Here is a 22,856-nt window from a genome sequence, read left to right as displayed (position 1 = left end):
TCAGGTGAGCCGGCGCACCAGCCCGTCGGCCAGCAACCGGCCGCGATCGGTCAGCACCGCACGGCCCTGACCGTCCAAAGCGGACTTTTCCAGCAATCCCTCGGCGGCGGCGGCGCGGGCTTCGACCCGGCCGTCGTCGTCGAGTACGTCGAGCGGGAGCCCTTCGGACAGCCGGAGTTCCAGCATCACGCGTTCGAGATGCCGGTCTTCGTCGGTGAGCAGTTCACGTCCCGCGGCAGGTGATTCACCGGCCGCGAGGGACGCGGCGTAGCGGGCGGGATGCTTGACGTTCCACCAGCGGACGCCGCCGACGTGACTGTGCGCGCCCGGCCCGGCGCCCCACCAGTCGCCGCCGCGCCAGTAGCCGATGTTGTGCCGGCAGCGGGCTTCCTCGGAGGTCGCCCAGTTGGACACCTCGTACCAGCGCAACCCCGCCGAGGCGAGGACGCGGTCGATCATCTCGTAGTCGGCGGCCAGCACGTCGTCGTCCGGCGCGGGCAGTTCGCCGCGACGGATGCGGCGGGCGAGCGCGGTGCCCTCTTCGACGATCAGCGCGTACGCCGAGACGTGGTCCACACCGGCGGCCAGCACCGCGTCCAGTGAAGCCTGGAGATCTTCGGTCCGCTCCCCCGGCGTGCCGTAGATGACGTCGAGGTTGACGTGGTCGAATCCGGCGGCGCGCGCCTCCTCGGCTGCCGTGACCGGACGGCCGGCGGTGTGCACGCGGTCGAGGATCTTCAGCACGTGCCGCGCGGCCGATTGCATCCCGAGGGAGATCCGGTTGTATCCGGCGTCACGGATGCCCGCGAAGAACTCGGGCGAGGTGGACTCCGGATTGGACTCGGTCGTCACCTCCGCGTCCGGCGCGAGCCCGAAGGTGTCGCGAACGGCGTCGAGAACACTTCGCAGCCCGTCTGCGCCGAGAAGGGACGGAGTGCCGCCGCCGACGAAGACGGTGTCGACCGCGGGCGGCGCCTTCAGCACCCGCGCGGCTAGGTCGAACTCGCGCTTGAGGCCTTCGAGCCACGACTGCGGCGACGAATCGCTGTCCAGCTCTCCGGCGGTGTAGGTGTTGAAGTCGCAGTAGCCGCACCGGGTCGCGCAGAACGGGACGTGCACGTAGACGCCGAACGGTCGCGTGCCGAGCCCTTCCAGCGCGCTCTCGGGGAGCGCGGATTCGACGGGTGTGGTGGTTTCGGGCAGCAACGCGGGCACACCCCAGTGTCCCCCACGCCGTGAAGGCCTCCTTCCCGGGGGAAAGAGGCCTTCACGGAACGCGTCATCGGTCGGCGATGCGCACCTTGACCGAGGTCGACCGGGTGCCGTCGCCGAACCGCACCCAGACCAGGGTCTCCATGTTCAGCGAGTAGTCGTTGACCACGTGGTCGACCGACCAGTCGCCGTGCTCGTCCGTGACGGCGTCGCGGCTCATGGCGACCTCGACCAGCACCGTATGGGACAGGTGTCCCCGGGCGCCCGGCGAACAGCCGACCGCCTCGAACCGGTACGAGTCGCCCTTGTGCAGCACCGCCCCTTCCTCGGGCGAGACCAGCCTGCAGCCCTGTTGAGCCCCGGAAGCGGTGCCCGGGATCAGCAGGGACGCCAGCACTATCGCGGCGACCACCCATCGGCGCATGCGCAACTCCTCCGTCCTCTGTGGATCGGAGACCGAAGCTAGCGGCGACGGCGGCCCCGCGCGGCCCCACTCACCCGAAGCGGTATTAAGCCAGCCCGTTAGCGGCCAGCCACTCCGCGGACGGCGGGATGGCCTCGATGATGTCGATCAGGAAACCGTTCAGGTCCTCGACGTAGAAGTGCCGCTGGCCGAATTCCTCGTCCACGAGTTCCGTCACGATCTTGACCCCCTCCGCGCGCAGGCGCTCGTACTCGCCCGCGGCGTCTTCGACCATGAACCCGACCATCGATCCGGCGGCTTCCTGCGCCCGCCACGGCGCCGGCGTGGCCTTGTGACCGCGCTTCACGAAGCTCATCTCGTAACCCGGCACTCCGGCGTTGAGGCTGGAGAACCAGTCCAGCTCGATCGTCACCGTCAATTGCAGGTGCCGCTTCCACCAGGCGGTGGTCTCGGCGATGTCCTCGACGACCACGCAGGCGCCGAAACCGTTGAGTTGCATCCGGTGTTCCTCCCAGTTCGAACCACTTGATGCGTAGTACTATAGACATAGTGGTTTGACTGAGGCAAGGAGAATGTCCCGATGCGACAGAACCCGGAGCGCCGGACCGCGCTCACCGACGCCGCCATCACCGTCCTCGCCCGCGAGGGCGCACGCGGCCTCACCTACCGCGCCGTGGACGTCGAGGCGGACGTGCCGCCGGGAACGACGTCCAACTACTTCCGCAATCGGGACCAGCTGCTCGGCGAGGTCGGTGTCCGGGTGCAGGAGCGGCTGTCGGCGCCGGCCGAGGTGATGGCGAACCCGCAGGCCGAGTCCCCGTCCCACGACCGGGTCGGCGTCCTGCTCGGCGAGCTCATGGGGCGGCTGACCGGCCACCGGGAGCCCTATCTCGCCCTGCTCGAACTCCGCCTTGAAGCCACCCGGCGCCCGGATCTCTCGGCCGACCTGACCAAGACCGTCCGTGAAGGCATCGACATGAGCGTCGACTGGCACGTCGCGGCGGGAATGCCGGGCGGGCGGGCCGAAGTGCTGTTGATGTACCTCGCGCTGACCGGGCTCACCGTCGAACGGCTCACCCTGCCGGAGGTGCTCGCGGACGTCACCGACGAGGAGGTCATCCGGATCATCGTGGACCGCGTCCTGCCCTCTTGAGCCGCGCGCGTTCTGCGTCACAATGCCGGGCCGCGAACCCGGTCTTGACCCGCGGAGCATGCCCTTGACCAGGGAAAACAGCCACCTTCGGACGTTGTTCCCAGTATTCGGACCGGCCTAGACCACATAGTGGGCGCGTGGCACGCTGAATGAATGACCCGCGCCGGAATCAGCCTCGTGGCACGCCGCCACGTGGACCTCCGTCGTGTGGCGAGCGCGCTCTGTGCGACGAACCGCTGACTCCCCGCCACCACCACGATCAGCCGGAGGATTCCCATGTCGTCGCCCACGCGCGAGACCCCTGCCCGTACGCCCCGGGTCAAACAGAAACGGGGCGAGGGACAGTGGGCGCTGGGGTATCGCGAGCCGTTGAACCCCAACGAGCGGTCCAAGAAGGACGACAACCCGCTCAACGTCCGGGCGCGGATCGAGAACATCTACGCCCGCGGCGGTTTCGATTCGATCGACCCGGGTGACCTCCGCGGCCGGTTCCGCTGGTTCGGTCTCTACACCCAGCGCAAGCCGGGGATCGACGGCGGCCGTACCGCGACGCTGGAGCCCGAAGAGCTCGACGACCGCTACTTCATGCTGCGGGTGCGGCTCGACGGCGGCGCGCTGACCACCGAGCAGCTGGCCGTGCTCGCCGAGATCTCACAGACCCACGCCCGCGACACCGCCGACATCACCGACCGGCAGAACATCCAGTACCACTGGATCCGGATCGAGGACGTCCCCACGATCTGGTCGAAGCTCGAGAACGCCGGGATGACCACGATGGAGGCGTGCGGCGACAGCCCGCGCGTCATCCTGGGCTCCCCCGTCGCCGGTATCGCCGCCGACGAGATCATCGACGGCACCCCCGCGATCGACGAGATCAAACGCCGCTACATCGGCGACCCGCGCTACTCGAACCTGCCGCGCAAGTTCAAGACCGCGGTCTCCGGGCAGCAGGACGTCGCGCACGAGATCAACGACGTCGCCTTCGTCGGCGTGAACCACCCCGAACACGGCCCGGGCTTCGACGTCTGGGTCGGCGGCGGCCTGTCCACCAACCCGATGATCGGGCAGCGCCTCGGCGCGTGGGTCTCGCTCGACGAGGTCCCGGACGTCTGGGAAGGCGTGATCAGCGTCTTCCGCGACTACGGCTACCGGCGGCTGCGCGCCCGTGCGCGGATCAAGTTCCTGGTGAAGGACTGGGGCGCCGCGAAGTTCCGCCAGGTGCTGGAAGACGAGTACCTCAAGCGCAAGCTGACCGACGGCCCGGCTCCCGAGGTGCCCGCCGCCCAGATCGACCACGTCGGCGTGCACCCGCAGATCGACGGCAAGTTCTACGTCGGCGCCGCGCCGGTCGCGGGCCGCGTCTCCGGTGCCACCCTGCTGGCGGTCGCCAAGGCCGCCGAGCGGGCCGGGTCGAACCGCGTCCGCCTCACCCCGCACCAGAAGCTCGTGGTCCTCGACGTCCCCGAGGCCGAGGTGAACGGGCTGAAAACCGAACTGGCCGAGCTCGGCCTGCAGACCGAGCCTTCGCCGTGGCGGCGCGGGATCATGGCCTGCACCGGCCTGGAGTTCTGCAAACTCGCCATCGTCGAGACGAAGGCCCGCGCGATCGAACTGGTCACCGACCTGGAGAAGCGCCTCGCCGACATCCAGGCCGAGATCGAGAACCCGGTGACCGTGCACCTCAACGGCTGCCCCAACTCCTGCGCCCGGGTCCAGACCGCCGACATCGGGCTCAAGGGCCAGATCGTCACCGACGAGGACGGCAAGCAGGTCGAAGGCTTCCAGGTGCACCTCGGCGGCGGGCTCGGCCTGGACGCCGGGTTCGGCCGGAAACTGCGCGGCCACAAGGTGACCGCGTCGGAGCTGACCGCGTACGTCGAGCGGGTCGTGCGGGCGTACATCGCCGGCCGCGAACCCGGCGAGCGGTTCGCCCAGTGGGTCCTGCGGGCCGACGAAGGCGTCTTGCAATGACCGAACGCGCGACCCCGTACTACTGCCCTTTCTGTGGCGATGAAGACCTCCGGCCGGAGGAAGGCGGCTCGTGGCTGTGCTCGGGCTGCCGCCGGGTCTTCACCGTGAAGTTCCTCGGACTGTCCTTTCCGGAGGTGTCGCAAGGATGACCGCCACTGCCGACTACAAGACACTCGCCGAACGAGCCTCGAAGGAGCTCGCGGAGGCGACCGCGACCGAGGCCCTGCGCTGGACCGCGGAGACCTTCGGCGACGACTTCATCGTCGCGTCGAACATGCAGGACGCCGTCCTGATCGATCTGGCCACCCAGGTCAAACCCGACGTCGACGTGCTGTTCCTGCAGACCGGCTACCACTTCCCGGAGACCATCGGCACCCGTGACGCGGTGCAGGCGGTGTACCCGGGCGTGCGGATCGTCAACGCCGAAGCCGAACAGAGCGTCGCCGAACAGGACGCGGAGTACGGCCCGAAACTGCACGAACGCGACCCGAACCAGTGCTGCCACCTCCGCAAGGTCGTGCCACTGCGGAACACGCTCGCGAAGTACTCGGCGTGGGTGACCGGCGTCCGCCGCGTCGACGCGCCGACCCGCGCGAACACCCCCATCGTCACCTGGGACGACCGCAACGGGCTGGTGAAGATCAACCCGATCGCGCCGTGGTCCGACGACGAGTTCAACGGCTACATCAGCGAACACGGGATCCTCGAGAACCCGTTGGTGTCCATCGGTTATCTGTCGATCGGCTGCGCGCCGTGCACCGCGAAGGTCGCTCCGGGCCAGGACCCGCGCAGCGGCCGCTGGGCCGGGCAGGGCAAGACCGAATGCGGCCTGCACGGGTGAGAAGGGACGAAAAGAACACATGACCACGCTCGAACCGGCCGCTACGGTGTCTTCTGGGGGCGACCCCCAGACCCCCATCGCCACGGACAACCTGGCGGCGCTGGAATCCGAGGCCATCCACATCTTCCGCGAGGTGGCGGGTGAGTTCGACCGGCCGGTGATCCTCTTCTCCGGCGGCAAGGACTCCACACTCCTGCTGCACCTGGCGATCAAGGCCTTCTGGCCGGCCCCGGTGCCGTTCCCGTTGCTGCACGTCGACACCGGGCACAACTTCGACGAGGTCATCGACTTCCGCGACCGTGTGGTCGAGCAGCACGGGCTCCGGCTGGTCGTGGCGAAGGTCCAGGACTGGATCGACGACGGCAGGCTCGAAGAGCGCGCCGACGGGATGCGCAACCCGCTGCAGACCACGCCGCTGCTCGACACGATCGCCGAGAACAAGTTCGACGCGGTCTTCGGCGGCGGGCGCCGCGACGAGGAACGCGCCCGCGCCAAGGAGCGGATCTTCAGCCTGCGCAACGCTTTCGGCCAGTGGGAGCCACGTCGGCAGCGCCCGGAACTGTGGAACCTCTACAACGGCCGTCACCGCCCTGGCGAGCAGGTCCGCGTCTTCCCGCTGTCCAACTGGACCGAGGCGGACGTCTGGAACTACATCGCGCGGGAGAAGGTCGAACTGCCGTCGATCTACTACGCGCACCGGCGCGAGGTCTACCAGCGCGACGGCATGTGGCTGGCCGAAGGTCCGTGGGGCGGCCCGCGGCCGGACGAGGTCGTCCGGGAACTGACCGTGCGCTACCGGACCGTCGGCGACGGTTCGTGCACGGGCGCCATCGAATCGACCGCCGCCACGGTGGACGAGGTCATCGCCGAGGTCTCGGCCTCCCGGCTCACCGAACGCGGCGCCACCCGTGCCGACGACCGGATGTCGGAGGCGGCGATGGAAGACCGCAAGCGGGAAGGGTACTTCTGATGTCCAGCCTCCTCAGGCTCGCGACCGCGGGCAGTGTGGACGACGGGAAGTCGACCCTGGTCGGGCGGCTCCTGTACGACACCAAATCCGTCCTCGCCGACCAGCTGGACGCGGTCACCCGCGCCAGTGTCGACAAAGGACTGTCCACTCCAGACCTCTCGCTGCTCGTGGACGGCCTGCGCTCGGAACGCGAACAGGGCATCACGATCGACGTGGCGTACCGGTACTTCGCGACACCGAAGCGCAGTTTCGTGCTCGCGGACACGCCGGGCCACGTGCAGTACACGCGGAACACGGTGACCGGGGCGTCCACCGCACAGCTGGCTGTGCTGCTGGTCGACGCACGCAAGGGTGTCATCGAGCAGACCCGCCGCCATGCCGCGGTGCTCGCACTGCTGGGCGTGCCGAACCTGGTGCTGGCGGTGAACAAGATCGACCTCGTCGGGTACGACGAAGCGACGTTCACCGTGATCGCCGAGGAGTTCGCCGAGCACGCCGCGTCCCTCGGCTACGAACGGGGTTCCGTGCTCGCGGTGCCGGTTTCGGCGCTGGTGGGCGACAACGTGGCCGAGAAGTCGGACAAGACGCCGTGGTACTCCGGCCCGACCCTGCTGGAGCATCTGGAAACCGTTCCGGTGGCACCGGATCCGCACGATTCGGCGTTCCGCTTCCCGGTGCAGTACGTGATCCGGCCGCGCACGGCCGACCATCCCGATTACCGCGGGTACGCCGGGCAGATCGCGGCGGGCACCGTGCGGCCGGGTGACGAGATCGTCGTGCTCCCGCAAGGGATCCGCAGCCGGATCGAGGCCATCGACACCGCCGACGGGCCGCTCGCCGAAGCCGGCGCGGGCACCTCGGTGACGCTGTTGCTCGCCGACGACGTCGACATCTCGCGCGGTGACCTGATCGCCGCCGCCGACCGGCAGCCGACGGTGACCGACGAGATCACCGCGACCCTGTGCTGGCTCTCGGCCAAGGCGCTCAAAACGGGCGCACGGGTGCTGGTGAAGCACGGAACGCGGACGGTGCAGGCCCTGGTCGGCGAACTCCACGCCCGTTTCGACGAGCAGACGTTGTCCAGTGTGGACGATCCGGCGGCCTTGGAGCTCAACGACATCGGCCGGGTGACGTTGCGCCTGGCCGAAGAGATCGGCGTGGACGACTACGGCGTCAGCCCCCGGACGGGCGCGTTCCTGGTCATCGACCCGAAGGACGGCGACACCCTCGCCGCCGGACTCGTCGGCGAAAGGTTCGCATGACGCCACCCCTTCTCGCCGTCGCCCACGGCAGCCGCGATCCGCGGTCCGCCGCGACCATCCGCGCCCTGCTCGACGTCTCCCGCGGGCTGGCACCGGGCCTCGACATCCGCGAGTCCTTTTTGGATCTTTCGGAGCCGCTGCTCACCGATGCCCTTCGCGGCCTGTACGCCGAGGGACACCGCGAGGTCGTCGTGGTGCCCCTCCTGCTCGGCGTGGCCTACCACGCCCGGGTCGATCTGCCCGCGCTCGTCGCCGAGGCGACCGCGGACTGCCCGGGCCTCGACGTGCGGGTTTCCGGGGTGCTGGGCATCGACCCGCTCATCGAGACGGTCGCGCTGGACCGGCTCACCGACGCGGGCGCCGATCTGGACGATCCGGGGCTGGGTGTCCTGCTGGCCGGTGTCGGCTCGTCGAACGTGGCGGCGAACGACGCCGTCGCCGGGATCACCACTCGCTGGCATCTGCGGCGCGGCCTGCTCGCGACACCCGCCTTCGCCAGTGCCGCGCAGCCGGACGTGCCTGCCGCCATCGCGCGGTTGCGGCTCAACGGCGCGCGACGGCTCGCGGTCGCGGGCTGGTTCCTCGCGCCGGGACTGCTGCCGGACCGGATCGCGCGCCTGGCCCGCGAAGCCGACCCGTCGGTGATCGTCGCCGGGCCGCTGGGGCCGGATCCGCGGATCGCCGGCCTCGTCCTGGACCGCTACGACGTCGCCGCCGCCCGGCTCGCCGCCTGAGTAGCACGACCCGTCCCGTACGGGCGCTTGATGCCGATTTTCGGTGGGTTCCGTTCCCAGTTCCGTGACGCCCCGCGTATGGGAACGGAGATTTCTTGACGAGTTACTTAACTTGCCGGTAACTCTCTAATCGCTGCGCAGCTCCCTTTCTCCCCATCGAACCCCCAGGTAGGTGGAACATGAAGGCTGCCATCCGTGCCCTCGTCTGCGCTTCGGCCGTACTCGTCCCGATCGCCGGGCTGGCCGCGCCGGCCTCCGCGGCGACCACCGTCGTCTTCGACTGCGAGGCGAAGCCGCCGCTCGTCGGCAACAAGTACCTCAAGCTGAACCAGGACGCGGACGTCACCGCCCCGGCCACGGTCGCCCCCGGTGCCGCGCTCGACATCGTCATCGACCCGGCGCCCAACACCGTCCCGGCCGAGGTCAGCGGCTACCAGGTCAAGAACATCAAGGACTTCTCCCTGAAGATCCCGATCCCGGCGAACTCGACCTGGGTGAGCGCCGACCTCGCCGGCGGCTCGGGCATCGGCTCGACTCCGCCGAAGATCACCGTGTCCGGCAGCGTCGCGACGCTGAGCTTCCCCGGTCCGATCGCGGGCGGCTCGACGTTCGAACTGCCGACCGTGACCGCGCATCTCACCGCGGGCTCGTCCGGCACCATCGAGACGAAACTGGGCGGTTCCAGCTACAGCGACCCGGGCCTGACGTTCACCGCCGTGGTCAGCGCCGGTTTCGACGTCTCCGCCCCGACGGCGTGTTTCCCGAACCCGAGCCCGACGTTCACCACGACGACGATCGGCTGACCCGTGCCTGCGCCACCGTCGTGACGATGGTGGCGCAGGCCACTGCCCGGCCCGACTTCGCCCGTGCGAAGGTGGGGCATGGCTGACGAACTGGTGCACTACGACGTGGTGGGCGGCACCGCCACGATCACCTTGGACTCCCCGCACAACCGCAACGCGCTCTCCGCCCAACTGCGGCGTGAACTGAGCGAATCGCTGGACAAGGCACAGGCGGACGACGCGGTGCGGGTCATCGTGCTCACCCACACCGGTCCGGTGTTCTGCGCGGGTATGGATCTCAAGGAGGCCCGCGGCGCCGGTGCGGGCGCCCAGGGCGTGAACGAGTTCCCGAAGATCCTCGAGCAGCTGTGGACCAGTCCCAAGCCCGTCGTGGCGAGGCTCGCGGGCCCCGCGCGGGCCGGCGGGATCGGCATGGTCGCCGCGACCGACATCGCCGTCGCCGTGCCCGAAGCGACCTTCGCCTTCTCCGAGGTGCGGATCGGCGTCGTACCCGCCGTCATCTCGCTCACCGTGCTGCCGCGGCTCAACGCCCGCGCCGCGCACGAGCTGTTCCTGACCGGTGACACCTTCGACGCGAAGCGCGCCGTCGAGATCGGCCTGCTGAACTCGGCCGTCCCCGCCGACGAACTCGACGACGAGGTCGCCCGCTACGTCAAGGCGCTCGCGCTCGGCGGCCCGAAGGCGCTCGCGGCGACGAAGGAACTGCTCAGCAAGCCGCGCCCGGCGACACCCGCCGAAGGCTTCGAAGCCATGAACAAGCTGTCCGCCGGGTTCTTCGCGAGCGAAGAAGGCCAGGAGGGCATCACGGCCTTCGCGCAGAAGCGCAAGCCGAACTGGGTGCCGGAGGCATAGGCCGTGTCCTGCAAGTCTTGTTCGCGGTCTTCGCGCCCAGGCGGTCCCTGACGGCACGGGCGGGCTCGGCCGAGTACGACCCGGTACGAGGCCGACCCGCCCGCACCGCCAGGAACCACCTGGATCACGAAGCCCATCGAACAGACTCACAGGACACGGCCTAGTCCGGCAGGACGACGGTGAGGCGCCGGGAGTCCGTCCGATCGCCGGACGGCCCCAGCGCCCGCTGCGCGTCGGAAAGCACGCTGCGGACGGCCAGGTACGCCTTGGGATCGCGCTCCCGGAGCCCCGAGGAGCCGGCCCAGATCAGGACGTGCTCGCCGGGCGGGAGCCAGGACAGGTCGGTGAGGCAGTCGTAGAGCGCGTCGAGGTTCTTCCCGAAGTAGTCCGGGAACGACAGCGCCTCCGCGATCGCGTCGAGCGCCGAGTCCTTGTCGACCGTCCGCGCGCCGTCGATCAGGTGCGGATACGCGCCGCGGGCGAAAGCCTTGTCCGCCGCGTCCTTGCCCGCGCTCATCGGCTGGGGTCCACTACGACGAAGGACTTGTAGTGGTCCTCGGTGTAGTACAGCTCCTTGCCACTCCCGGTCACGAGCCGCCTCGCCCCGCGATCCTGGCTGCCCGGCGTCTTCACCGTGTACTCCCGGTAGTAGCCGGAACCCTTGGCGGGCAAGACCTTCTCCCGGTTCTGGAAGGTGACGTCGTCATTGCGCGGGTACGGGTACGGCCCGCCAGCTTGGATGAGCTTCCAGGTGTCGGACGCCTGCGAAGGAAGCTTCGTCAGCGGCTTGACCGGGAGACCGGAATCCTCACCCGCGACCTTGCCCTTCGCCGCGGCGTCGCCCGACGGCGCGGCCGAAGCGGACGAACTCGCCGGAGCGCTCTTCGTGTCGTCACCGCTGATGCCGTCCTTGACGAACCAGCCTGCGAGCACCAGCACGATCAGGCCGATCAGGGCGGCGGTGATCCGCCTACGGTTGAACATGGTGTGCCAGCTTAGGACGGCCGGTCGGAGTCGTTCGCATCGCGGGCGGTGCCGAAGCGCCGGGCGACCTTTCCGAAGACCGTGTCGAGCACCCAGGCCGCGACCAGGCACAGCGGCACCACGACCGCCATGACCAGCACGAACTGCACGGGGAACGGGGCCTGCGCGAGCCACAGTTCGACGCCGTCCCACCAGTCCGCAAGCCCGTTGAACACAGTGTGAGCCTACGCTCGCATCCAGTGCCGTCACCCGTCAGGCCATGTAAGTTGCTGCCATGTTCGCCGTTTACGCTTCCGAACCCAACGCCGAAAAGCCGCTGGACTCGCTGGTGATCGGCGAGCGGCCCGAACCCGAGGTCCCCGAAGGCTGGGTGCGGGTCAACGTCAAGGCCGCCAGCCTCAACATGCACGACCTGTGGACGTTGCGCGGCGTCGGCATCAAACCCGAGCAGTTCCCGATGATCCTGGGCTGCGACGGCGCGGGCACCCTCGACGACGGCACCGAGGTCGTCGTCCATTCGGTGATCAACGCCCCGGGCTGGCAGGGCGACGACACCCTCGACCCGAAGCGCACCCTGCTCACCGAGAAGCACCAGGGCACCTTCGCCGAGCAGGTCGTGGTCCCGGCACGCAATGTCGTTCCGAAGCCGTCGGGCCTGAGCTTCGCGGAAGCCGCGACGATGGGCACGGCATGGCTGACCGCGTACCGGATGCTGTTCGTGAAGTCCGGGTTGCGGCCTGGACAGACGATGCTCGTCCAGGGCGCCTCCGGCGGCGTCTCGACCGCGCTGATCCAGCTCGGGCGTGCGGCCGGATTCCGGGTCTGGGTCACCGGGCGTAGCGAAGAGAAGCGTGCGCTCGCCGGGAATCTGGGCGCACATCAGACCTTTGAGTCCGGCGCGCGGTTGCCGGAGCGGGTCGACGCGGTCTTCGAAACCGTCGGCAAGGCGACCTGGTCCCATTCGGTGAAGTCGCTGAAGCCGGGCGGGATCATCGTCGTCTCGGGTTCGACCAGCGGCCCCGACGCTCACGCGGAGTTGCAGCGCGTGTTCTTTCTGCAACTGCGCATCGCGGGTTCGACCATGGGGACCAGGGACGAACTGAACGATCTCCTCGCCTACCTGGAGCTCACCGGGGTCCGCCCGCAGATCGGTGCCGAACTGCCGTTCGCGGAAGCCGAAACCGGGTTTAAGAACATGCTCGACGGGGAAACCTCGGGAAAGGTGGTCTTCACGCATTGATCGGAGGGGTGGGTTCGCCCCCTCGTCGTGATCAAGCGCGCACACAAGCGCACGTCCGCGCGTTCCACGCAGGTCAAACAGTCATTTCGCGGTCTTGTCAAGTGTCAAGAACGTTATGACTTGGCGAGCTTCTTACGACCAAAGTTCGACCAAAATCCGACCTCTCGCGGTTAGCCTGGAACCATGACCGCATCGCAGCGGCCCGAACCGGCGGACCCGGGGGGCCGGACCACCACCGACACCGACCCGATCCGCGTCTCGTTCCGGCGCTACGCCGGTGTCCGCACCAGAGTGCTCGAAGTCGGGCCGCCGCCGGTGGAATCCACCGACCGCACCCCTCGGCGGATGCTCGGCAAACGGGCCACGGCGCGCGGGCAGGTCAAGCCGACCGCGCCGAGGCTGGTGCTGCTGCACGGCTACTGCGACAGCGCCGACACCTGGCGCCCGGTTCTGGAGCTGCTCGCGGCCGCCGGTGTTCCGGCGGTCGCGGTCGATCTGCCCGGATTCGGTGACGCTCAGCCACTGCGGCCGGGCCCGATGCTGCCGCAGCTGGACGCGTTCACCGCGGCCGTGGTCAAGGAGCAGGCCGTACTCGGCACGGTGGTACTCGCCGGCAACTCGCTCGGCGGCACGATGAGCCTGCGTGCCGCGGAGAACCACCGGTTGCCGGTCGCCGGCGTGGTGTCGATCGCCGCGCCCGGTTTCGTGGACAGCTGGCTCATCCGCACCGTGGCCCGGTACCCGCTGCCGCTGCGGATGTACTCGGCCCTGCCGCTGCCGATCCCCGGCTTCCTCGTGCGCGCCGTCGCCGAGCAGGTCGTCCCCCGGCTCCTGTACGCCGACTCGGCCGCCGCCGACGCCGACCAGGTACGCCGGTTCACCTCGCTTTTCCCGGACTACCGCTCCACCACCACCAGGCTCGAGCAGGCGAGGCAGCTCGTCGAAGAGCTGGCGAACGCGTACCGCCTCGAAGAGGTCCGTGTCCCGCTCCTGGTGGTCGTCTGCGGCAAGGACAAGCTGGTCAGCGCCGCCTCCGGACGGCAGCTGCACGCGCTGGTCCCGCACAGCAGGCTGATGGTGCGCGAGGACTGGGGCCACTGCCCGCAGCTGGACGACCCCGTCGAGATCTCGGAGCTGCTCACCTACTTCTCCGCCGGCGCCTCCAGGCCGTCGAAGATCGCCGCTCGCGTGGCCGCCGAAGTGAGCGAGGACACCGTCGCCGGATAGGTGCGAAGTCCCGACTCCCGCTACGGTGCCCTTCGGACTGTGACCCAGTCCGAAGGGCACAACCTGTTGGGAGACGACGATGTCCGCACCGCGCAGCCTGGGCTCGGGATCCGGGATATTCCGCCGCAAACCGATCGATCAGATCCAAGAACTCAGTGGAGGCGGAGGGCTCCAACGCACGCTGGGCCTGCGGCAGCTGACCGCGATCGGCGTCGGCGGCATCATCGGCGCGGGGATCTTCTCGCTGGCCGGCGCGGTCGCGAACAAGACGGCGGGCCCCGCCGTGCTCATCTCGTTCCTCATCGCGGGTATCGCCAGCGCCGCCGCCGCGTTCTCCTACGCCGAGTTCGCCGGGCTGATCCCCCGTGCCGGGTCGGCCTACACCTACGGCTACACCGTGCTGGGCGAGATCGTCGGCTGGTTCATCGGCTGGGACCTCCTGCTGGAGTACACCGCGATCGTGGCGGTGGTCGCGATCGGCATCTCCGGCTACTTCAATGAGCTACTCGGATACCTGAACATCGAGCTCCCGACCTGGATGCTGGGCGCTCCGGGCACCGAAAAAGCCGGTGTCGAGCCGGGCTCCTACAAGATCAACCTGTTCGCCGTGCTGCTGTGCCTGCTGATCGCCTTCATCCTCAACCAGGGCATGAAGAACGCGGCCCGGTTCGAAACGCTGCTGGTCTACCTGAAGGTCGGCCTGGTCCTGCTGGTGATCGTCGTCGGCGTCTTCCACATCAACACCGACAACTACTCGAACTTCTTCCCGTTCGGCCTCAGCGGCGCGTTCACCGGAGCGGCGACGGTGTTCTTCGCGGTCTTCGGATACGACGCCATGTCCACCGCGGCCGAGGAATCGACCGACTCCCAGAAGCACATGCCGAAGGCGATCATCTACTCGCTCGCCATCTCGATGGTGCTCTACGTGCTGGCCTGCCTGGTCCTGACCGGCATGGTCAACTACAAGGACATCGACAGCGAGGCCGCCTTCTCCAGCGCCTTCGCGGGCCTTGGGATGAAGTGGCTCGGCCTGATCATCGCCGTGGGCGCGATCATCGGTATCACCACGGTGCTGTTCACCTTCCTCATGGGCGCGAGCCGCGTCGGCTACTCGATGAGCCGCGACGGCCTGCTGCCCAAGTGGTTCGGCAAGACCCACCCGGTGCGCAAGGTGCCGAGCCGGATGACCTGGGTGCTCGGTATCGCGTCGGCGGTCATCGCCGGTCTGCTGCCCATCGGTGAGGCCGCGGAACTGACGAACATCGGCATCCTGCTCGCGTTCGTCGTCGTCTGCATCGCGGTGATCGTGCTGCGCTACAAGCAGCCGGACCTGCCGCGCACGTTCAAGACGCCGGGCATGCCGATCGTGCCGATCATCGGTGTCGTCTTCTCGATCTGGCTGATCACGTTCCTGAACCCGGAGACGTGGCTGCGGTTCGCGGTCTGGTTCGGCATCGGCCTGATCATCTACTTCGCCTACAGCCGCCGTCACTCGGTGATGAACGCGAACAACGGCGACGCGAAGCAGGTCAGCGGAGACGGCTCAAACGCGTAGCGGCTTCGCGGGCTTCGGCCTGGAGGCGTTCGACTATCGACGCCGCCGGGCCGGAGCCCGCGAGTTCGTAGGTCTGCCCCGCGTAGAGGGACATGATCTCGGGGTCGCCCGCCTTGCCCGCCGCCGCCCGGATCGGCTTGGTCAGGTTGTTGACCTCCGGATACGCCGACGGCGCGGTGGCCGAGAAATCCGCGACCGCGCGATTGACCAGCGACCGGGCGGGACGTCCGCTGAACGCCCGGGTGAACGCCGTCGGCCTTCCCCCGTCCGCCAGCGCCTGCCGATGCGCGGGCTGGGTCCCGGCCTCGTCCGCCCGCAGGAACGCGGTGCCCAGCTGTGCCGCGACGGCCCCCGCCGCCAGCACCGCCGCGATGTCGGCGCCGTGCACGAGCCCGCCGGTCGCGACGAGCGGCAGAGCCGTCCGCGCCGAGACCAGCCTGAGCAGGCTCAGGACCCCATACTGCGCACCCCCGCCTTCGGCTCCGGGCTCGTCGGCGAAAAGCCCTCGATGCGCTCCTGCCTCGAATCCTTGGACCACGAGCGCGTCCGCGCCGACGGCCACGGCCCGATCGGCCTCCGCCGGGCTGGTGACCGTGACGGCCATCTTGCTCCCGTTGGCGTGCAAGCGTTCGACGTCCTCGGCCGAAGGTGTGCCGAAGGTGAAGGAAACGACCGGCACCTTCCGCGCCAAGACGACCTCGAGCTTCGCGGCATAGGCGTCGTCGTCCCAGCGCGGCTCGCCGGGTTCGACGCCGAGGCGCTCGGCCTCCGCGCGCCAGCGCTCGACGTGCGCGCCGAGATCCGCTTCGGCGGCGGAGCCACCCGATACGAAGAGGTTCACGCCGAACGGTTCAGCGGTCAGCTCGGCCGTCTTGGCGATCCGGTCCGAGAGGGCGTCGGCGCTCAGATAGCCCCCGGCCAGGAAGCCGAATCCACCCGCCGCGGTCACCGCGGCCACGAGCTCGGGAGTGGTCGGCCCGCCCGCCATCGGGGCCGCGATCAGGGGGAAACGCAGGTCTTCGAACACGTTTCCGACGATAGTCCCCTCTCGGTGACACGCATTGTGACGTTCGAGTCACTCCAAGGTTCGCTCATGGTGGTCTAGACCTTTAACGGCGAAAATGCGACGATCGGACGGCCGTGACGCGCGTCACGCCCTCGTCCCCCTTGGAGGCCCCGGTGAAGACCTTGAGAGCGCGGCTCGGTCGCGCCTTCGTGGGGGTGGCGCTGCTCGCCGGCGCCACCGCCGCTGCCGCCCCGGTCGCCGACGCGGCCACTCCGCCGCTGCAGGCGATCGTCCCGGTCCCGGTCTCGGCCCAAGCGGTCACCGGCTCCGACCACACCTTGACCGCGAACACCAAGATCTACACCCAGGCCGGGTCGGCGCAGGCCAAGGCCGTCGGCGAGTACCTCGCCGGGATCTTCCGCACGTCCACCGGCTTCCCCCTGCCCATCGCCGACGCGCCGTCGGGCACACCGGCCGACGGCATCTCGCTCCTTCTGTCCGGTGCGGACACTCGCGTCGGCGACCAGGGCTACCAGCTGAACTCCACGTCCGCGTCGGTCATCCTGCGCGCGACGACGGCACAAGGCCTCTTCGGCGGCGTCCAGACGCTGCGCCAGCTGCTGCCCGGCAAGATCGAAAGCCCCACGGTGCAGCAAGGTCCTTGGACGATCCCGGGCGCGAACATCCTGGACTACCCCCGCTTCGGCTACCGGGGCGCGATGCTCGACGTCGCCCGGCACTTCCACCCGGTCGCCACGGTCAAGCGGTACATCGACCAGCTGGCCCAGTACAAGATCAACAACCTGCACCTGCACCTCGCCGACGACCAGGGCTGGCGCATCCAAATCGACAGCTGGCCGCGGCTGACCACCTACGGCGGCAGCACCCAGGTCGGTGGCGGCGCCGGCGGCTCCTACACCAAGGCGCAGTACACGGAGATCGTGAACTACGCGGCCTCGCGGTTCATCACGGTCATCCCGGAGATCGACATGCCGGGCCACACCAACGCCGCCTTGGCGTCGTACGCCGAGCTGAACTGCAACAACACCGCCCCTCCCCTGCGCACCGACACCGCCGTCGGCTACAGCTCGCTCTGCATCACGAAGGACATCACCTACACCTTCGTCAACGACGTCATCCGGGAGGTCGCCGCGCTGACGCCCGGACCGTACTTCCACCTCGGCGGCGACGAGGCCCAGGCCACGAGCGACGCGGACTACCGCACGTTCATGAACCGGGTGCTGCCGATGGTGGCCGCCGCGGGCAAGCAGGTCGTCGGCTGGCACGAGATCGGCAAGGCCACCCTGCCCGCCACGGCGACCCCGCAGTTCTGGGGCACGACGACGTCCAGCACGGAGGTCTCGAACGCCGTCGCCCGCGGCAGCAAGGTGATCCTGTCTCCGGCGAACAAGGCGTACCTGGACATGAAGTACAACTCCAGCACGCCGATCGGGCTCTCGTGGGCGGGCTACATCGAGGTCCAGGACGCCTACAACTGGAACCCGGGCGCGTACCTCTCCGGTGTGCCCGAATCCGCCGTCCGCGGCGTCGAATCCCCGCTGTGGACCGAAACCGTGGTGACCCCGGCGAACATCGACTACCTCGCCTTCCCCCGGCTCCCGGCGCACGCCGAACTCGGCTGGTCGCCGTGGTCGACGCACGACTGGAACACCTTCCGGGTGCGTCTCGGCGCACAGGCGCCGCGCTGGCAGGCGCAGGGCCTCGACTACTACAAGTCGAGCCAGGTGCCCTGGGAAACCGGATCCGGCAACCCGGGCACCTGCACGCTTCCCGCGTGGGACCGCGCTTCGGTCTACACCGGTGGAGCGACCGTCTCCCACAACGGGCACAAGTGGACGGCCCAGTGGTGGACGCAAGGCGAAGAACCCGGGACGACCGGCCAATGGGGTGTCTGGCGCGACAACGGCACCTGCTGACCCGCCCCGTAGTCCCGCTCGGCCCCTTCACCAGCCGAGCGGGACTACGGTGGTCCCATGGCCGCAGACCTCGAACTCGTCCGCACTCTTTCCTTGCGTGAAAACGGACTCGCGACCGTCTCGACGGTCCGCGCGGACGGCACCGTCCACTCCTCGGTGGTGAACGCCGGGGTCTTCGAAGACCCGGTCACCAAGGCGCCGGGAGTCGCTTTCGTGGCGATGGGCGGGGTGAAGAAACTCGACTTGTTCCGCCGGGCGGGCCACGCCACGATCACCTTCCGGCGCGGCTGGGAGTGGGCGGCGGTCCAGGGAAGCACCCACCTCGTCGGCCCGGACGACCCGGACCCGGACTTCGACCCCGCCGGTCTCCCCAAGCTGCTGCGCGAGGTTTTCATCGCGGCGACGGGGACCCACGACGACTGGGACGAGTACGACCGTGTGATGGCCGCCGAACGCCGTGTCGCCGTCTTCGTCACCGCGAACCGGGTCTCCGGGAACCGCTGACACGAAAAGGCCGCCCGGACGGTGATCCGGGCGGCCTTCGCGAGTATCGGTTACTTCTTCTTGCTGCCGGCGTCCTCAGTGGACAGAGCCGCGACGAAGGCCTCCTGCGGGACCTCGACCCGGCCGACGGTCTTCATCCGCTTCTTGCCTTCCTTCTGCTTTTCCAGCAGCTTGCGCTTACGCGAGATGTCACCGCCGTAACACTTCGCGAGCACGTCCTTGCGGATCGCGCGGATGGTCTCGCGGGCGATGATCCGCGACCCGACGGCCGCCTGGATCGGCACCTCGAACTGCTGCCGCGGGATCAGCTCACGCAGCCGTGTCGCCATCCGGTTTCCGTAGCCGTACGCGGCGTCCTTGTGCACGATCGCCGAGAAGGCGTCGACGGTCTCCCCCTGCAGCAGGATGTCGACCTTGACCAGATCCGCGACCTGGTCGCCGCCCTCTTCGTAGTCGAGCGACGCGTAGCCGCGCGTACGCGACTTCAGCGTGTCGAAGAAGTCGAAGATGATCTCCGCGAGCGGGATGTTGTACCGCAGCTCGACGCGGTCCTCGGAGAGGTAGTCCATCCCCAGCAGCGTGCCGCGCTTGGCCTGGCACAGCTCCATGATCGTGCCGACGAACTCCGACGGCGCCAGGATGCTCACTTTGGAAACCGGCTCGTGGACCTCGGAGATCTTCATCCCGGACGGCCAGTCCGAGGGGTTCGTCACCACGACCTCGCTCTTGTCCTCGAGCACGACGTTGTAGATGACGTTCGGCGCGGTCGAGATCAGGTCGAGGCCGAATTCGCGCTCCAGCCGGTCCCGCGTGATCTCCAGGTGCAGCAGGCCGAGGAAGCCGCAGCGGAACCCGAACCCGAGCGCCACAGAGGTCTCCGGCTCGTAGGCGAGCGCGGCGTCGTTGAGCTGAAGCTTGTCCAGTGCCTCGCGCAGTTCGGGGTAGTCCGAGCCGTCGACCGGGTACAGGCCGGAGTAGACCATGGGCTTCGGCTCGCGGTAGCCCGCGAGCGGCTGCTCGGCGCCCTTGCGCTCGGAGGTGACGGTGTCGCCGACCTTCGACTGACGGACGTCCTTCACCCCGGTGATGAGGTATCCCACCTCGCCGACCCCGAGCCCCTTGCTCGCCTTGGGCTCCGGCGAGATGATCCCGACCTCGAGGAGTTCGTGGGTGGCGCCGGTGGACATCATCTTGATCCGCTCGCGCGGCGTGATCTTGCCGTCGACGACCCTGATGTAGGTCACGACGCCCCGGTAGGTGTCGTAGACCGAGTCGAAGATCATCGCGCGGGCGGGCGCGTCCGCGTCGCCGACCGGCGGCGGCACCTGTTTGACGCATTCGTCCAGCAGCTCGGTCACGCCCATGCCGGTCTTCGCCGACACGCGGAGCACGTCCGAAGGCTCGCAGCCGATGATGTGCGCCAGCTCGGCCGCGTACTTGTCCGGATCGGCCGACGGCAGGTCGATCTTGTTCAGCACCGGGATGATGTGCAGGTTCTTCTCGAGCGCCAGGTAGAGGTTCGCCAGCGTCTGCGCCTCGATCCCCTGCGCGGCGTCGACCAGCAGAATCGCCCCTTCACAGGCCTCCAAGGCCCGGGAGACCTCGTAGGTGAAGTCCACGTGGCCGGGGGTGTCGATCAGGTGCAGGACGTGGTCCTGGCCGTCGACCTTCCACGGCAGGCGCACGTTCTGCGCCTTGATGGTGATCCCGCGTTCCCGTTCGATGTCCATGCGGTCGAGGTACTGAGCGCGCATGGCCCGCTCCTCGACCACGCCGGTGAGCTGCAGCATGCGGTCGGCCAGGGTCGACTTGCCGTGGTCGATGTGCGCGATGATGCAGAAGTTCCGGATGAGCTCCGGGGGCGTGAAGGTCGTGTCGGCGAACGTCGTCAACGGGTTTCCTCGCGAAGGTCGGGGTGTGCCACCTCTATGGTCCCATGCCGCTCCGGGTGCGAGTGGGGGTCATCCCCGATGCGGCCCGTGATGAGCTGTGGTGCCCTCGAAGTATGAGTACTTCACTGTCCCAAATGCTCGACCGAACGTTCGGCCATCCCCGCGGACTGCTCGGCCGGTTCGGCGGGCGGGCGATGGCGCACGGCAATGCCGCCACCGAGCTTCGGGTCGTCGAGCTGGCGTCGATCGAGTCCGGCGAGACCGCCCTGGTCGTGGGCCCCGGCCCGGGAATCGGCCTGCAGGCCACGGCCGAACGCGCGGGCCGGGCGATCGGCGTCGACCCCTCGCAGGAGATGCTCGCCCGCTCTCGCCGCCGCTGCGGCGACAAGGTGGAGCTGCGACAGGGCACCGCGGACGCCACCGGTGAGCCCGACGGCAGCGTCGACGTGGTCCTGAGCGTCAACAACGTGCAGCTGTGGGACGACCGGGCGGCCGGGTTCGCCGAACTGTTCCGGGTGCTGCGCCCCGGCGGCAGGCTGCTGCTTTCGTCGCACGAGAAGTGGTTGCCGGTGTCCCGGCACGAGCTGGCCGACGAAGCGGCCGCCGCCGGCTTCGTCGATCTGCAGACCTGGACCTGGGACCCGCCGGGCTTCGCCGCCTCCCTCGCCGCTCAGCTGCGCGCGATCAAGCCCCTCGCCTAGCGCGGATCAGTGCGCAGCGGATGCTCGCGCGGCACTTCGACCAGCACGATCCTGGTGCCGTCCGGGTCGGCGATCCACGCCTCGTCCAGCCCCCAGGGCTCGCGCCGCGCGCCGCGAACCGGCTCCAAGCCCTTCTCCGCGAGTTCCTGGAGCGCCGCGGCCAGGTCCCGGACCTGGAGCCATAAGGCGACGTCAGGGGTCGGGCCGGTCTCTCCGGTACCGACGATCTCGATCGACCCGTTCCCGGCGAAGAAGACCGTCCCGCCGGGGAACTCCTTGTCGATGGCCAGGCCCAGGGTGTCCCGATAGAACGCCGTCGACACGTCGAGGTCCTTCGGGTGGATCAGCACCCTGCTGCTCAGCACGTCCATGGCTCAATCCCTACCGGATGGGTTCAGGCCATCGCAATCGCGGCGATACCCGCCAGCACCACCACCGACCCGGCCAGCCGGCGGACGGCGTTCGCCTCCCCCAGGACCAGCCAGGCGGCGACACCGCCCAAGACGATGCTCAGCTCCCTCGCGGGCGCGACGAGGCTCACTGGGGCGACCTGGAGGGCGTAGAGCACCAGCAGGTAGGCGATGGGCGAGAACACGCCGACGATGACGACCTCACGCTTGTGCTCGCGCCAGAGCCACGAGATCTCCTCGCGGTCCTTCAGCGCGTACGGCGCCATGAGCAGGCTCTGCACGATCGCGCCGGTTCCGAAGTACACGATCGGCGGGACACCGAGACCGGTGACCGAATGCGCGTCCCACAGCGTGTAGGCGGCGATCGTGAGACCGGTCAGCAGGCCGTAGAACAGGCCTTTGCGGCGAGCGACACGGTCGGCGGCGTCGGCGTGGGCCGGCGCCCGCCCGGTCCCGATCACCAGCACACCGGCGACCACGAGGAACGCGCCCACCAGGCCGAGGATCCCGGGCCGCTCGCCGAGCAGCAGGACGGCGGCGAGTACCGAGATCAGCGGCCCGGTACCGCGGGCGACGGGATAGACGACGGACAGATCGCCGACGGCGTATCCCCGTTGGAGGACGACGCCGTACGTGACATGGAACACGGCGGTGACCACGGCGGCGAACAGCCAGGTCCACTGTGGACGTTGTGGTTCCACGGCCAGCGAGACCGCCATGACGGGGATGAGCAGGATCGCGGAAAGGCTGTAGTACGCCCAGACGAACCTGGCTCCGCCGCGGCGGATCCGCTTGGCGGCGAGGTTCCAGCCCGCGTGGATGACGGCGGCGATGACGACGAAGGACAGAGCGGTGGCGTTCACAGCGGACCTTTCACGTTTTCCGCGCATGCGGAAAACCCGGTCCTCCAGGCTTTTGTCCCGTCAGATGAACGGCGGTGCTTCCGGCTCCGCCGATGGTGCCGCTCGGACCGGTCCCGTCTGCCCTGATTGTGTGTTTCGCTGAACGGGCAGGCGGCGGAACCCTAGGCACTACGATCTTCACCGTACCGCAAGCAGCCCGCCCGAGGCTGGCGCGAGCCGCGCCGGGACGGCTGTTAAGCTTGCCCTTCACCGTCGTGTGGCATTCCGTCATGGAGGAAACCCGCGCCGCTCCACGAGCACGCAGGGCCGGTCACA

Annotated in this window: 26 protein-coding genes; 16 read left to right on the top strand and 10 right to left on the bottom strand. The window is 68.9% G+C overall.

The features are described 5' to 3' along the window. The 3 genes from hemW to ACSMFO_RS11760 form a co-directional block, all read right to left on the bottom strand. The gene (gene hemW / locus ACSMFO_RS11770; RefSeq protein WP_436458566.1) at window positions 1–1,215 is read right to left on the bottom strand and encodes a radical SAM family heme chaperone HemW; all 1,215 of its coding nucleotides are present in this window, start codon (window positions 1,213–1,215) and stop codon (window positions 1–3) included. 64 nt (window positions 1,216–1,279) lie between these two features. Beyond that, window positions 1,280–1,636 (bottom strand): hypothetical protein, encoded by a 357-nt coding sequence (locus ACSMFO_RS11765; protein WP_436458564.1) that lies wholly within the window; start codon window positions 1,634–1,636, stop codon window positions 1,280–1,282. An 85-nt stretch (window positions 1,637–1,721) separates the two neighbouring features. Further along, the gene (locus tag ACSMFO_RS11760) at window positions 1,722–2,135 is read right to left on the bottom strand and encodes a VOC family protein (RefSeq protein ID WP_073846472.1); all 414 of its coding nucleotides are present in this window, start codon (window positions 2,133–2,135) and stop codon (window positions 1,722–1,724) included. A gap of 81 nt (window positions 2,136–2,216) precedes the next feature. On the opposite strand from ACSMFO_RS11760, the gene ACSMFO_RS11755 reads away from it, so the two are divergent. The 10 genes from ACSMFO_RS11755 (at window position 2,217) to ACSMFO_RS11710 (ending at window position 10,222) form a co-directional block, all read left to right on the top strand. Continuing rightward, the gene (locus ACSMFO_RS11755) at window positions 2,217–2,789 is read left to right on the top strand and encodes a TetR/AcrR family transcriptional regulator (RefSeq protein ID WP_436458563.1); all 573 of its coding nucleotides are present in this window, start codon (window positions 2,217–2,219) and stop codon (window positions 2,787–2,789) included. Between the two features lie 153 nt (window positions 2,790–2,942). Beyond that, window positions 2,943–3,029, top strand: coding sequence for a putative leader peptide (locus tag ACSMFO_RS11750; RefSeq protein ID WP_350573702.1), 87 nt, complete (start codon window positions 2,943–2,945; stop codon window positions 3,027–3,029). A 36-nt stretch (window positions 3,030–3,065) separates the two neighbouring features. Beyond that, window positions 3,066–4,760: a nitrite/sulfite reductase gene (locus ACSMFO_RS11745; protein ID WP_436458561.1), complete on the top strand. Its 1,695-nt coding sequence runs from the start codon at window positions 3,066–3,068 to the stop codon at window positions 4,758–4,760. Beyond that, window positions 4,757–4,909, top strand: coding sequence for a hypothetical protein (locus tag ACSMFO_RS11740; protein WP_034316341.1), 153 nt, complete (start codon window positions 4,757–4,759; stop codon window positions 4,907–4,909). The genes ACSMFO_RS11745 and ACSMFO_RS11740 overlap by 4 nt, the downstream gene beginning before the upstream one ends. After that, on the top strand, window positions 4,906–5,601 hold the full coding sequence (locus ACSMFO_RS11735) for a phosphoadenylyl-sulfate reductase (protein WP_073846470.1): 696 nt from the start codon (window positions 4,906–4,908) through the stop codon (window positions 5,599–5,601). Before ACSMFO_RS11740 ends, ACSMFO_RS11735 begins: the two co-directional genes overlap by 4 nt. A gap of 19 nt (window positions 5,602–5,620) precedes the next feature. Next, complete coding sequence (gene cysD / locus ACSMFO_RS11730) at window positions 5,621–6,571, top strand: sulfate adenylyltransferase subunit CysD (protein ID WP_436458560.1); 951 nt, start codon at window positions 5,621–5,623, stop codon at window positions 6,569–6,571. Further along, window positions 6,571–7,833: a sulfate adenylyltransferase subunit 1 gene (locus ACSMFO_RS11725; protein WP_436458558.1), complete on the top strand. Its 1,263-nt coding sequence runs from the start codon at window positions 6,571–6,573 to the stop codon at window positions 7,831–7,833. The genes cysD and ACSMFO_RS11725 overlap by 1 nt, the downstream gene beginning before the upstream one ends. Further along, the gene (locus ACSMFO_RS11720) at window positions 7,830–8,567 is read left to right on the top strand and encodes a sirohydrochlorin chelatase (RefSeq protein WP_360082709.1); all 738 of its coding nucleotides are present in this window, start codon (window positions 7,830–7,832) and stop codon (window positions 8,565–8,567) included. The genes ACSMFO_RS11725 and ACSMFO_RS11720 overlap by 4 nt, the downstream gene beginning before the upstream one ends. A 179-nt stretch (window positions 8,568–8,746) precedes the next feature. Further along, window positions 8,747–9,370 carry a hypothetical protein gene (locus ACSMFO_RS11715; protein WP_038517155.1) on the top strand — a complete coding sequence of 208 codons (624 nt, stop codon included), beginning with the start codon at window positions 8,747–8,749 and terminating at the stop codon, window positions 9,368–9,370. Window positions 9,371–9,448: 78 nt separating this feature from the next. Then, the gene (locus ACSMFO_RS11710) at window positions 9,449–10,222 is read left to right on the top strand and encodes an enoyl-CoA hydratase family protein (protein WP_016332418.1); all 774 of its coding nucleotides are present in this window, start codon (window positions 9,449–9,451) and stop codon (window positions 10,220–10,222) included. 160 nt (window positions 10,223–10,382) lie between these two features. On the opposite strand, the gene ACSMFO_RS11705 is transcribed toward ACSMFO_RS11710, so the two are convergent. From ACSMFO_RS11705 to ACSMFO_RS11695, 3 genes are read right to left on the bottom strand one after another with little or no spacing between them, the layout of a single operon-like run. Next, window positions 10,383–10,739 (bottom strand): barstar family protein, encoded by a 357-nt coding sequence (locus ACSMFO_RS11705; protein ID WP_038517158.1) that lies wholly within the window; start codon window positions 10,737–10,739, stop codon window positions 10,383–10,385. Beyond that, window positions 10,736–11,206, bottom strand: a complete 471-nt coding sequence (locus tag ACSMFO_RS11700) for a ribonuclease domain-containing protein (RefSeq protein ID WP_038517162.1) — start codon at window positions 11,204–11,206, stop codon at window positions 10,736–10,738. Before ACSMFO_RS11700 ends, ACSMFO_RS11705 begins: the two co-directional genes overlap by 4 nt. An 11-nt stretch (window positions 11,207–11,217) precedes the next feature. Then, entirely contained in the window at window positions 11,218–11,421 is a 204-nt protein-coding gene (locus tag ACSMFO_RS11695) for a CDP-alcohol phosphatidyltransferase family protein (protein ID WP_038517165.1), read from the bottom strand. 59 nt (window positions 11,422–11,480) lie between these two features. On the opposite strand from ACSMFO_RS11695, the gene ACSMFO_RS11690 reads away from it, so the two are divergent. The 3 genes from ACSMFO_RS11690 to ACSMFO_RS11680 all read left to right on the top strand — a co-directional run bounded on the left by ACSMFO_RS11690 (window position 11,481) and on the right by ACSMFO_RS11680 (window position 15,228). After that, window positions 11,481–12,446, top strand: a complete 966-nt coding sequence (locus ACSMFO_RS11690; RefSeq protein ID WP_063272855.1) for a zinc-binding dehydrogenase — start codon at window positions 11,481–11,483, stop codon at window positions 12,444–12,446. A gap of 183 nt (window positions 12,447–12,629) precedes the next feature. Next, complete coding sequence (locus tag ACSMFO_RS11685; RefSeq protein ID WP_016332413.1) at window positions 12,630–13,673, top strand: alpha/beta hydrolase; 1,044 nt, start codon at window positions 12,630–12,632, stop codon at window positions 13,671–13,673. Window positions 13,674–13,752: 79 nt separating this feature from the next. Next, window positions 13,753–15,228, top strand: a complete 1,476-nt coding sequence (locus ACSMFO_RS11680) for an amino acid permease (protein WP_436458555.1) — start codon at window positions 13,753–13,755, stop codon at window positions 15,226–15,228. Here ACSMFO_RS11680 and ACSMFO_RS11675 read toward each other — a convergent pair. Further along, a complete protein-coding gene (locus ACSMFO_RS11675) occupies window positions 15,203–16,255 on the bottom strand; it encodes a nitronate monooxygenase (protein ID WP_436458553.1) in 1,053 nt (350 codons plus the stop codon). The two genes, ACSMFO_RS11680 and ACSMFO_RS11675, sit on opposite strands and share 26 nt — an antisense overlap. Before the next feature lie 152 nt (window positions 16,256–16,407). On the opposite strand from ACSMFO_RS11675, the gene ACSMFO_RS11670 reads away from it, so the two are divergent. Beyond that, window positions 16,408–18,171 carry a family 20 glycosylhydrolase gene (locus ACSMFO_RS11670; RefSeq protein ID WP_436458551.1) on the top strand — a complete coding sequence of 588 codons (1,764 nt, stop codon included), beginning with the start codon at window positions 16,408–16,410 and terminating at the stop codon, window positions 18,169–18,171. Window positions 18,172–18,228: 57 nt separating this feature from the next. Next, window positions 18,229–18,675 carry a pyridoxamine 5'-phosphate oxidase gene (locus ACSMFO_RS11665; RefSeq protein WP_436458550.1) on the top strand — a complete coding sequence of 149 codons (447 nt, stop codon included), beginning with the start codon at window positions 18,229–18,231 and terminating at the stop codon, window positions 18,673–18,675. 50 nt (window positions 18,676–18,725) lie between these two features. Here ACSMFO_RS11665 and lepA read toward each other — a convergent pair whose 3' ends face one another. Continuing rightward, window positions 18,726–20,567 carry a translation elongation factor 4 gene (gene lepA, locus ACSMFO_RS11660; protein WP_038517181.1) on the bottom strand — a complete coding sequence of 614 codons (1,842 nt, stop codon included), beginning with the start codon at window positions 20,565–20,567 and terminating at the stop codon, window positions 18,726–18,728. Between the two features lie 113 nt (window positions 20,568–20,680). Here lepA and ACSMFO_RS11655 point away from each other — a divergent pair, with 113 nt between their 5' ends. Further along, window positions 20,681–21,268 (top strand): class I SAM-dependent methyltransferase, encoded by a 588-nt coding sequence (locus tag ACSMFO_RS11655; RefSeq protein WP_360082689.1) that lies wholly within the window; start codon window positions 20,681–20,683, stop codon window positions 21,266–21,268. On the opposite strand, the gene ACSMFO_RS11650 is transcribed toward ACSMFO_RS11655, so the two are convergent. Further along, window positions 21,265–21,639 carry a VOC family protein gene (locus tag ACSMFO_RS11650; RefSeq protein ID WP_038517183.1) on the bottom strand — a complete coding sequence of 125 codons (375 nt, stop codon included), beginning with the start codon at window positions 21,637–21,639 and terminating at the stop codon, window positions 21,265–21,267. The two genes, ACSMFO_RS11655 and ACSMFO_RS11650, sit on opposite strands and share 4 nt — an antisense overlap. Window positions 21,640–21,662: 23 nt before the next feature. Beyond that, window positions 21,663–22,568: an EamA family transporter gene (locus tag ACSMFO_RS11645; RefSeq protein WP_436458548.1), complete on the bottom strand. Its 906-nt coding sequence runs from the start codon at window positions 22,566–22,568 to the stop codon at window positions 21,663–21,665. Window positions 22,569–22,856: the final 288 nt, after the last annotated feature.

This window comes from Amycolatopsis sp. w19 (assembly GCF_051373225.1).
GTDB lineage: Bacteria > Actinomycetota > Actinomycetes > Mycobacteriales > Pseudonocardiaceae > Amycolatopsis > Amycolatopsis japonica.
The sequence above is the reverse complement of the archived record's forward strand: the minus strand, read 5'-3'. Positions and strand labels throughout refer to the sequence as shown.

Excerpts from the sequence above, each read along its gene's own strand:
- ACSMFO_RS11765 (WP_436458564.1), bottom strand. The coding sequence starts at position 1,636 with ATGCGCCGATGGGTGGTCGCCGCGATAGTGCTGGCGTCCCTGCTGATC.
- ACSMFO_RS11760 (WP_073846472.1), bottom strand. The coding sequence starts at position 2,135 with ATGCAACTCAACGGTTTCGGCGCCTGCGTGGTCGTCGAGGACATCGCC.
- ACSMFO_RS11755 (WP_436458563.1), top strand. The coding sequence starts at position 2,217 with ATGCGACAGAACCCGGAGCGCCGGACCGCGCTCACCGACGCCGCCATC.
- ACSMFO_RS11750 (WP_350573702.1), top strand. The coding sequence starts at position 2,943 with ATGACCCGCGCCGGAATCAGCCTCGTGGCACGCCGCCACGTGGACCTC.
- ACSMFO_RS11745 (WP_436458561.1), top strand. The coding sequence starts at position 3,066 with ATGTCGTCGCCCACGCGCGAGACCCCTGCCCGTACGCCCCGGGTCAAA.
- ACSMFO_RS11740 (WP_034316341.1), top strand. The coding sequence starts at position 4,757 with ATGACCGAACGCGCGACCCCGTACTACTGCCCTTTCTGTGGCGATGAA.
- ACSMFO_RS11735 (WP_073846470.1), top strand. The coding sequence starts at position 4,906 with ATGACCGCCACTGCCGACTACAAGACACTCGCCGAACGAGCCTCGAAG.
- cysD (WP_436458560.1), top strand. The coding sequence starts at position 5,621 with ATGACCACGCTCGAACCGGCCGCTACGGTGTCTTCTGGGGGCGACCCC.
- ACSMFO_RS11725 (WP_436458558.1), top strand. The coding sequence starts at position 6,571 with ATGTCCAGCCTCCTCAGGCTCGCGACCGCGGGCAGTGTGGACGACGGG.
- ACSMFO_RS11720 (WP_360082709.1), top strand. The coding sequence starts at position 7,830 with ATGACGCCACCCCTTCTCGCCGTCGCCCACGGCAGCCGCGATCCGCGG.
- ACSMFO_RS11715 (WP_038517155.1), top strand. The coding sequence starts at position 8,747 with ATGAAGGCTGCCATCCGTGCCCTCGTCTGCGCTTCGGCCGTACTCGTC.
- ACSMFO_RS11710 (WP_016332418.1), top strand. The coding sequence starts at position 9,449 with ATGGCTGACGAACTGGTGCACTACGACGTGGTGGGCGGCACCGCCACG.
- ACSMFO_RS11705 (WP_038517158.1), bottom strand. The coding sequence starts at position 10,739 with ATGAGCGCGGGCAAGGACGCGGCGGACAAGGCTTTCGCCCGCGGCGCG.
- ACSMFO_RS11700 (WP_038517162.1), bottom strand. The coding sequence starts at position 11,206 with ATGTTCAACCGTAGGCGGATCACCGCCGCCCTGATCGGCCTGATCGTG.
- ACSMFO_RS11690 (WP_063272855.1), top strand. The coding sequence starts at position 11,481 with ATGTTCGCCGTTTACGCTTCCGAACCCAACGCCGAAAAGCCGCTGGAC.
- ACSMFO_RS11685 (WP_016332413.1), top strand. The coding sequence starts at position 12,630 with ATGACCGCATCGCAGCGGCCCGAACCGGCGGACCCGGGGGGCCGGACC.
- ACSMFO_RS11680 (WP_436458555.1), top strand. The coding sequence starts at position 13,753 with ATGTCCGCACCGCGCAGCCTGGGCTCGGGATCCGGGATATTCCGCCGC.
- ACSMFO_RS11665 (WP_436458550.1), top strand. The coding sequence starts at position 18,229 with ATGGCCGCAGACCTCGAACTCGTCCGCACTCTTTCCTTGCGTGAAAAC.
- ACSMFO_RS11655 (WP_360082689.1), top strand. The coding sequence starts at position 20,681 with ATGAGTACTTCACTGTCCCAAATGCTCGACCGAACGTTCGGCCATCCC.
- ACSMFO_RS11650 (WP_038517183.1), bottom strand. The coding sequence starts at position 21,639 with ATGGACGTGCTGAGCAGCAGGGTGCTGATCCACCCGAAGGACCTCGAC.
- ACSMFO_RS11645 (WP_436458548.1), bottom strand. The coding sequence starts at position 22,568 with ATGCGCGGAAAACGTGAAAGGTCCGCTGTGAACGCCACCGCTCTGTCC.